Source organism: Rhodococcus sp. BUPNP1 (genome assembly GCF_002215235.1).
In the GTDB taxonomy this organism is placed as follows: Bacteria; Actinomycetota; Actinomycetes; order Mycobacteriales; family Mycobacteriaceae; genus Rhodococcus.
Window position 1 is genome coordinate 1 of record NZ_NERM01000066.1, and the last position, 4365, is coordinate 4365.

The 4365-nt window shown below is 69.8% G+C and carries 3 protein-coding genes; all 3 read right to left on the reverse strand.

The genetic code is table 11. From position 1 onward, the window contains the following. Complete coding sequence (locus tag B9C99_RS25350; protein WP_088899785.1) at positions 1-1248, reverse strand: uroporphyrinogen-III synthase; 1248 nt, start codon at positions 1246-1248, stop codon at positions 1-3. Continuing rightward, positions 1245-1679 carry a nitrite reductase small subunit NirD gene (gene nirD / locus B9C99_RS25355; RefSeq protein WP_088899786.1) on the reverse strand — a complete coding sequence of 145 codons (435 nt, stop codon included), beginning with the start codon at positions 1677-1679 and terminating at the stop codon, positions 1245-1247. Before nirD ends, B9C99_RS25350 begins: the two co-directional genes overlap by 4 nt. A gap of 89 nt (positions 1680-1768) precedes the next feature. Beyond that, positions 1769-4285 (reverse strand): nitrite reductase large subunit NirB, encoded by a 2517-nt coding sequence (nirB, locus tag B9C99_RS25360; protein WP_088899787.1) that lies wholly within the window; start codon positions 4283-4285, stop codon positions 1769-1771. Positions 4286-4365 lie beyond the last annotated feature (80 nt).

Genomic DNA, 4365 nt, shown 5'->3' on the forward strand with positions numbered 1-4365 from the left:
CTACTGGCCCTGGCCCGGCGCCTGGTCGATGTTCTGTGGGCGTTGTTGCGTGACGGCCGAGAATTCAGCATCGACAACCCGGCTTCGGTTGCAGTTGCTGCTTGACACTGTCATTGAGAGTCCTTCCGGGTCGACGGCGAGGCGGTAGCCACGCTTGACGACGGTCTGAACGATCGCCGGTGCGCCGAGAGCCGAGCGCACTCGGGCGACCGCGGTTTCGACGGCGTGGGTGTCGCCGCCACCCCCGGGCAGTGCGGCGAGGAGTTCCTCGCGGGAGACGACGAGACCGGCGCGCGCGACGAGCGTGCGCATCAGGGCCATCCCGGCAGGGGGAAGGCACCGCACGGTGCCGTCGACGATCACGCAGCGCCCTCGCGGGCTGAGCACGTGACCGCCGGCCTCGATGCGCACGGCCCGCCGGGGAAGTTCCTCGGCGATGTGCCGGGCGAGCGAACCCAGCCGGGATCGGTGGGGCATGCTGACGGGCACGTCGAGTTCGGTGAGCGGTGCCGCGGTGACGGGACCGACGCACACCGCGGTGACGCCGGTACGCAACGACCGCAGCATCGGCTCGAGCCAGCCGGTCTCCTTGGCCCGCATGAGCATCGACGCGACGGCCGGTGCGCTGGTGAAGCTCACGGCGTCGAGTCCGCGTTCGACGATCTGCTCGATCATCCGGTCGAGCGCGGTGAGATCCTCGGGGGCCGTCCACCGGTAGACCGGGACGGGCACGACGTCGGCACCCGCAGCGCGCAGCGCCTCGCACACGTCGGTCCCGGGCTCCCATTCGGTGCGCTCGCCGTGCAGCTGCACCGCGATGCGGCGGCCGGCGACGCCCTCCTTCAGCAGGAGTTCGAGCACCTCGGCGGACGATTCCGAGGAAGGAGACCATTCCTCGCGGAGTTCGGCGGCCCGGATCGCGCCCGTGACCTTCGGGCCACGGGCGAGGATCCGGCTCGAGCCGAGTGCCTGCGCGAGGTCGTCGGCGAGTCCCCAGCCTTCCGCTGCACCCATCCACCCTCGGAACCCGATCGCCGTGGTGGCGATCGTGATGTCCGGGGGTTGCGCGACGATGCAGCGCGTGACGCGCTCGAGCTCGTCGTCGTCGGACAGCGGGATGATGCGGATGGCGGGGGCGTGCACGACCTCGGCCCCACGCCTGGTGAGGAGCGTGGCGAACTCGTCGGCACGCCGAGCTGCCGTCACGCCGATGGTGAATCCCCGCAGCGGCGCGTTGTCGTCGCTCACGAACCCTCTCCGGTCGCATCCTCGTGCCGCCGGTCGCGCGGGACGAGGCTGTGGATCTGAACGACTCCCGCCCACACGCGCACCTCGTAGACGGGCAGACGCACCGACGGATCGTCGAGGCACCGGCCGTCGTCGAGGGAGAAGACCTGCTTGAGCAGCGGCGAGGCCACGGTGGACTCTCCGCCCCGGTCGCCCACGATGCCGCGGGACATCACCGCGGCGCGGCCGAACGGATCGAAGTTGCCCACTGCGCGCAGGGTTCCGTCGTCGAGCAGGAACAGGGCCACCTGCTCGCCGCCGCGCAGCAGCACGGCCACGCCGCGGCCCGGAATGAGATGGCTGAGCGGACAGGCCGAGGTCCATTCCAGCCGCCCGTCGAACACGCTGTCGCGCGTCGATCCCCCTACCGTATGCGTCTCGATGACGGTCATCGCTGTCCTCCTTGAAACTGCTGTCCTGAAGTTTGGGTGCCGGGTGTTTCGAGCGCGTTACCCGCTCGTTCCCTCGGGGTAAGCGGTCGTCACGCCCCGGTTCCGGGTCCGATGCCCGGCATACCCACGAGGACGGGGACCTTGCGGGGGCCGCTGTCGTCGAAGCGGACGGTGGGGTCGGGCTGCTCGGGCGCGTTGACGAACGAGACGAACCGCGCCAGCTTCTCCGGGTCCTCGAGGACGCCGGCCCACTCGTCCTTGTAGCCCTCGACGTGCTTGGCCATCGCGGCCTCGAGATCGTCGGCGATCCCGAGGGCATCGTCGCACACGACCTCCTTGAGGTGCTCGAGACCGCCCTCGAGTGCGTCGAGCCACGGAGCGGTGCGCTGGAGCCGGTCGGCGGTGCGGATGTAGAACATCAGGAACCGGTCGATGTAGCGGACGAGGGTCTCGTCGTCGAGACCGCCGGCGAGGAGCTGTGCGTGTTTGGGCGACTGGCCGCCGTTGCCGCACACGTACAGGTTCCAGCCGTTCTCCGTCGCGATGACACCGACGTCCTTGCCGCGTGCCTCGGCGCATTCACGGGCGCAACCCGACACACCCATCTTGAGCTTGTGGGGCGATCGCAGTCCGCGGTAACGCAATTCGAGGGCGACGGCCATCCCGACCGAGTCCTGCACGCCGTAGCGGCACCAGGTGGAGCCGACGCAGCTCTTGACGGTGCGCAGCGACTTTCCGTAGGCCTGGCCGGATTCCATGCCGGCGTCGACGAGACGCTTCCAGATCTGCGGGAGCTGTTCGACGCGAGCGCCGAACAGGTCGATGCGCTGACCGCCGGTCATCTTCACGTAGAGACCGAAATCGCGTGCCACCTCACCGATCACGATGAGCTGCTCGGGGGTGCACTCGCCACCGGGCATGCGCGGCACGACCGAGTAGGTGCCGTTCTTCTGGATGTTGGCGAGGAAGTGGTCGTTCGTGTCCTGCAGACCGGCCTGCTTCGGGTGCAGGATGTGGTCGGAGTCGGTGGACGCGAGGATCGAGGCGACCACCGGCTTGCAGATGTCGCAACCGTGTCCGGTGCCGTACTGGGCGATGAGCGCGGAGAAGGTGCGGATGCCGGTAGCCTGCACGACCTCGAACAGCTCGGCGCGCGACTGCTCGAAGTGCTCGCACAGGGCCTTCGACATCTGCACACCCGACTGGGCGAGCAGCTGCTTGATGCTCGGGAGGCAACCGCCGCAGGTGGTGCCGGCGCTCGTGCACGACTTGATCTGCGCGATGTCGCAGGCACCTTCGGAGATGGCGCCGCAGATCGCGCCCTTGGTGACACCGTTGCACGAGCACACCTCGGCGTCGTCGGGTAGCGCACCGGCGCCCGGCTTCTCCCCCACCGGGGAGATCAGCGTGGCCGGATCACCCGGCAGTTCGCGGCCCACGAGCGGTCGCAGGTTGCCGTAGGCGGAGGCGTCGCCGACGAGGATGCCGCCGAGCAGGATCTTCGCGTCGTCGGAGACGACGAGCTTGGCGTAGGTGCCCTTCGCGGAGTCGGAGAGCACGACCTCGAGGGCGCCGGGCGTCGTCGCGTGGGCGTCACCGAAGCTCGCGACGTCCACACCGAGCAGCTTGAGCTTCGTCGACAGGTCGGCGCCGGGGAACTCGGCGGTACCGCCGACGAGCCGGTCGGCGACGACCTCGGCGGTGCTGTAGCCGGGCGCGACGAGTCCGTAGCAGGTGCCCTCGACGGCGGCGCATTCGCCGATGGCGTAGACGGCCTCGTCCGAGGTGCTCCGGCAGGTGCGGTCGGTGAGCACCCCGCCGCGGCCGCCGAGTTCGAGTCCGGCCTCGCGGGCGAGTTCGTCCTGGGGACGGACGCCGGCTGAGAAGATCACGAGCCCTGCCTCGAGGACGGTCCCGTCGGTCAGGGTCACCTGCAGCGCCTCCGGTCCGGACTCGATCTTCTCGGTGCCCACGCCGGTGTGGGTGACGAGTCCGAGGTCGGTGACGAGACGCTCGAGGACGCGGCCGCCGCCCTCGTCGACCTGAGCGGGCATGAGCCGGTTGTTGTACTCGATGACGTGCGGCGTCACTCCCAGCAGGCGCAGCGCGTTGGCGGCCTCGAGTCCGAGCAGGCCACCACCGATGACGATGCCCGCGAGGCCGGCGGCCTTGGCGCGTTCGGCGGCGGCGCGGATGCCGTCGAGATCGTCGAGCGTGCGGTACACGAAGCAACCGGGCAGGTCGTGGCCGGGCACCGGCGGCACGAAGGGGTACGAGCCGGTCGCGAGGACGAGGCTGTCGTAGGGCAGAACGTCGCCGCCGGCGGTGGTGACGGTGCGGGCCGCGCGGTCGATTCCCACCGCGCGGGTACCGACACGCAGGTCGACGAGATCGTCTGCTGCGTAATCGTTTCCGGCGAGGGCGAGTTCCTTGCGGTCCCAGGCTCCGACGTAGGACGACAGTCCCACGCGGTCGTAGGCGGCGTCGGCCTCCTCGCCGAGCACGGTCACCGACCAGCTGTTCTGCTCGTCGCGGACGCGCAGGGCTTCGACGAAGCGGTGGGCGACCATTCCGTGTCCGACGACGACGACGTTCTTGCGGCTCATGATGTTCTCTTTCTTCGTGCCGGGGATCGGTCAGACTGCGACGTGGGCCGGGGCGGGAGCCTCGGTGGACGGCTCGCTGG